Annotated in this window: 5 protein-coding genes and 2 pseudogenes; 5 read left to right on the forward strand and 2 right to left on the reverse strand. The window is 42.4% G+C overall.

Annotated features, from left to right (window positions below; translation table 11 throughout):
* The coding region (locus EQY_RS26935; protein WP_000440189.1) for a hypothetical protein at positions 1-229 on the reverse strand (229 nt) is incomplete at its 3' end.
* A 236-nt stretch (positions 230-465) separates the two neighbouring features.
* Here EQY_RS26935 and EQY_RS0120110 point away from each other — a divergent pair.
* Positions 466-1,467: pseudogene (locus EQY_RS0120110) on the forward strand (hypothetical protein).
* Positions 1,468-1,668: 201 nt separating this feature from the next.
* Complete coding sequence (gene dqlB, locus EQY_RS27240; RefSeq protein WP_000609147.1) at positions 1,669-1,764, forward strand: DinQ-like type I toxin DqlB; 96 nt, start codon at positions 1,669-1,671, stop codon at positions 1,762-1,764.
* Between the two features lie 119 nt (positions 1,765-1,883).
* On the opposite strand, the gene EQY_RS0120120 is transcribed toward dqlB, so the two are convergent.
* Positions 1,884-2,228, reverse strand: a complete 345-nt coding sequence (locus tag EQY_RS0120120; protein WP_001259261.1) for a hypothetical protein — start codon at positions 2,226-2,228, stop codon at positions 1,884-1,886.
* Between the two features lie 338 nt (positions 2,229-2,566).
* Here EQY_RS0120120 and EQY_RS0120125 point away from each other — a divergent pair, with 338 nt between their 5' ends.
* The 3 genes and pseudogenes from EQY_RS0120125 to EQY_RS26940 all read left to right on the forward strand — a co-directional run.
* Positions 2,567-3,547, forward strand: a complete 981-nt coding sequence (locus tag EQY_RS0120125; protein WP_001218107.1) for a plasmid segregation protein ParM — start codon at positions 2,567-2,569, stop codon at positions 3,545-3,547.
* A gap of 2 nt (positions 3,548-3,549) precedes the next feature.
* Positions 3,550-3,972: a plasmid partitioning/stability family protein gene (locus EQY_RS0120130; RefSeq protein WP_000774832.1), complete on the forward strand. Its 423-nt coding sequence runs from the start codon at positions 3,550-3,552 to the stop codon at positions 3,970-3,972.
* A 3-nt stretch (positions 3,973-3,975) separates the two neighbouring features.
* Positions 3,976-4,140 (forward strand): annotated as a pseudogene (locus tag EQY_RS26940) (hypothetical protein); the annotation flags it as partial.

Genomic DNA, 4,140 nt, shown 5'->3' on the forward strand with positions numbered 1-4,140 from the left:
AACATACATATGATGCCCAATAACTGTATATGATAGAAAAGAACCCACTTATGTAGATAATGTATGTGGTTGTTTCTTTGTGTTGTAAAAAGTAAGACATCATAATAGAAAATAAAGTTTTGATTCCGAAAGCAGCAAAAATAATAATCAATATGGAAAGTAATGTGCAGGCTGTAACTTTTATGCCTTTCAGTAAACTCGTTTTTAAAATCTCTCGCTTGCGCTCCATGATTTTTTCTTTATGAAAATTTATTTTGTGTTTTTGGGAATTTTGCATTTCTTTGCGCTATCACTCTTAATTTTAATATTGCAATATTGTATGAATAACGACGGATTTGTCTATCGTTTTTTGATGATTATCCTAAAGCGTTTTAAACACTTTTTTTGTTGTGAGCGTTTGTGATAATCTTTAAACGATTATATGTCGTACATATGGCTTCAATAAAATTATTGGTAGATTTATCTATGAGCTGGTTTGAAAACATTTTTGGATTTGAAGAAACGTCATACTATGATACACAAGCTAAATTCTGCCAGCATGGCACTGAGTTATTTACGATAGATACACCATCGCGCTCCTTTCATTCTGGTTCACTTATTTTGCCAAGTCTTGCAGAACTACGAAAATAAGTCTTAACCTTACCAGTTAAGCCTGTTGGAAAAATTAAACTGAGTGGGGTGCAGATTGACGCTTATGAACTGCATCGACGACCTGAAGTGTGTGGTGCATTAATTCAGGTTGCCAGCCAGTTCAATTTATTGGAAATGCCAACCCAGTACACAACACCAGAGAAGGGTATCACCGGATATCAAAATGATAATACGCAAGGACCTGCGTGTGCCATGGCTTGTGCTGCAGCAACTGTATACCGAAACTATCTGGTCAGAACGGGAGGGCAGATAGGGCAAACCAGTGATATCCAGCTTAATACCCTGGCTGACATGGATAAACTCATCGGCATTCCTGGAATCCAGATGCAAAATGGATATGCCATGATGCCACAAAAAACGTTGCTGGCTATTAGCCGCCATATTGAATCGCTGGATGAATCATTACTGGATAAATTAAGGCAATCCCTTCGTGTAGGGCTGCATGTTAATACTGAAGTAACGATCCCCGGTGTCTCAAAGGAGCATCGGGTAACACAAGTATTATGTTCTGCGTTACCAGTGGCATATCATCGTTACCCGGTTAATGACTGGAAACCTTTTGCATTATTGATACTTCAGGCATGTTATGAAGCAACTTTATTGGCCGGATTGATTAACTATCATTATACAGGAAACCCCAGAATATATTTAACCCTGGTTGGTGGTGGAGCTTTTGGCAACTCTTCAGAATGGATAACATCCGCACTCAGGCGTGCGTTATGCCTTTTCAGAAATTACCCTCTGGATGTTTATCTGGTAAGCAATAGAAAATTACCTGTAGAGATATATGGATTTTTATATGAATTTGCTTGTTAATTATAAAATATTTATATAGATTAAATGATTGTAAATATATAGAGCAGGTGGTTAAGTAAACCTGCTCTTTATTATTGTTATTAATTATTTTTACATGGAAAGGTTGCGTCTGGTTTGTTCTTGGGGGTTGAGAGCCTATGGAACGAAAACCCCGTGTATGGGTAAGCAAAGGTGTTTCTACTCCATTAATGGAGTAAATGGATGATTAATCTGTTAATTATCGTTCTCAGAGCTGTGGTCGCCGTTGCAAACGCGCTGATTGCAATTCTGGAACTGATTCGCCAGTTCATCGACTGATGACGGCGGAAACGTTAAAGGGCAGGAAGTGAGCCGCTTCCTGCCCTTTAAAAAACTCGCCAATATCTTTAGTGATCAGCAATCGCCTTTAAGTTATTGCTTTTCTCTTATCGCAGCCCTTAAAGGACATCAACACGCATTCGGCGTTTTTCTTGTCCAGTTGTGATTTTCGTGAGCTCCGTATCAGTGAAATTTCCTTTTCCAGATTCTGTGTCAAAGTCACCAGGTTTGAACCGATGTACATCCTGCCATACAGAGAAACAGGTGTGGCAGGTGACAGGTAGTTCTCCTTCCGCTACCTTTTCGCAGTTTCCAATCAGTACTCGTTCCTTGTTGTACAGTAAGTTATAACCACTTGTGCAAAGCGTTTCATACCCGTGAGCGCCTGTCACGATATGTGTGGCAATCCGTTCCCTGACTTTTCCGTTCACTAATAACTGTTCACGTGTGGTGATCGTTCGCATTTCTCTTCCTCATCAGCTTTCCTGTAGAAGCCTCCTGACTATAAGGCTCCGGATATCTTACCCGCCCATTTTGGCTGGAGGTACTGGTGGCGTCAGAGGATGAATTACTGACATTGTATATGAAGCTTTGAGTTTTTTCTGGATTTCATCAGTGTTTATCTTTATTTGTTCTTGTTTGTTCTCTTTTGTGTTGTTGGAGTCGGTTTTTGTCTGTGTTTTTCTTTATTTTTCCATTTGTGGCCGATATCAGGTCTTTACCGATACGTTGTTTTAGGTGATAATCGTTTTTGATCTCGTATTTTTCTAAAAAAATCCATTTTATTTATGTGAGGTTCTAGATGCGTATCTTTGTAGACGACGGCTCTACCAACATCAAACTGGCCTGGGTTGAAGACGGTGCAGTGAAAACGTTAATTAGTCCGAATAGTTTTAAGCCGGAATGGTCTATGACGCTGCAGGGACTGACTGATGCCACTGTACCCGCTTCCGCAAACTATGAGATTGATGGAGAAAAATACAGCTTTGATCAATTGAGTCCGGATGCAGTGCGCACCACAGAAACGCGTTATCAGTACAGCGACGTTAATGTGGTTGCTATTCATCATGCGTTGATGCAGTCAGGTATTGCTCCACAACCTGTTGATATTGTTGTGACTTTACCTTTAGGTGAGTATCTGGATGAGAACGATCAGCCAAATCTGGCTAATATCGAACGTAAGAAAAATAATGTCCGGCGAACTGTAACAGTTCAGGGGCGTGAAAACTTTACCATTCGTAAAGTCAGTGTCTTGCCTGAGTCCGTGCCTGCCGGTTTTGACGTGCTGAAAGATCTGAATGATCTGGAGTCGCTGTTGATTGTTGATATCGGTGGAACGACCCTTGATATTGCACATGTCCGCAGCAAAATGTCAGGTTTCACAAAAACCTATTGTGACCCCAAGACTGGCGTCTCCATCATTACTGAAGCAGTTAAGCATGCGATGGATGTGAATGTGAGTACACGAACCAGTTCTTATTTTGCAGATCGTCTAATCCAGGGCCGGGATGACAATGAATTCCTGACCCGTTATATCCCGAATGCAGAACAGCGTGAGCGGATCCTGACAGTATTACGTGACCGGGAAAAAAAACTGCAGCATCGTGTGGCGGATTCAGTAGGACGCTTTGCTGGTTTTACTCATGTTATGGTTGTTGGCGGTGGTGCCAGCCTTGTGGCTGGGGCAGTAAAAAAAGCGACAGGAGTGGGTGATAACCGTTTCTTTGTCAGTGACAATCCTCAGTTCGATCTGGTGTTGGGAATGATGGCAATGAAGGGATGAGTATGGCTGATAATCGTAAGTGCTCTTTTTATATTTATCCGGAACGAAATGCAGCTGATCGGGTGGCTGACAGGTTTCTTGAAAAATTGCCTCAGAAAGAACGTGGTCGGGCAATGCGGGCCATGATGTTGTGTGGTGCTGCATTGATGAAGCAGGATGAACGATTGCCGTTCCTGATAGCTGAATTCCTGACAGACAGCACGTCTATGCAGGATATTCAACGAATTATCAGTAGCACGCTACCACAACAGGAAAATGGTGAAGTCGTTCGTTTGCTGGAGGCATTTCTGCAGTCTGCTGGTAATAATGCAAAAGCGATCCTGCCTGCGGTTGATTCTGCTACGCAAGAAATATCTGCTCCAGTCGATCAGAATCTCCTGGAAACAAGAAACAACATTAAGAACTTGTTTCCGGATGATGAATAAGAACTGAACTCTGTTAAAGGACGCGGTTGCGTCCTTTTTTCTTTTCCGACAAAGGATGTCGCCGGGCTCCTCTTTTTACTGCGCCGGCTGACGCGGCGCGGCAGGAACGCTGCCTGTGGTCAGTATCCCGCGTCCGGCCGGGCACGGGACGGGCGCTTTTACCGCTCC

The sequence above is a fragment of the Escherichia sp. TW14182 genome, from assembly GCF_000208525.1.
Taxonomy (GTDB): domain Bacteria; phylum Pseudomonadota; class Gammaproteobacteria; order Enterobacterales; family Enterobacteriaceae; genus Escherichia; species Escherichia ruysiae.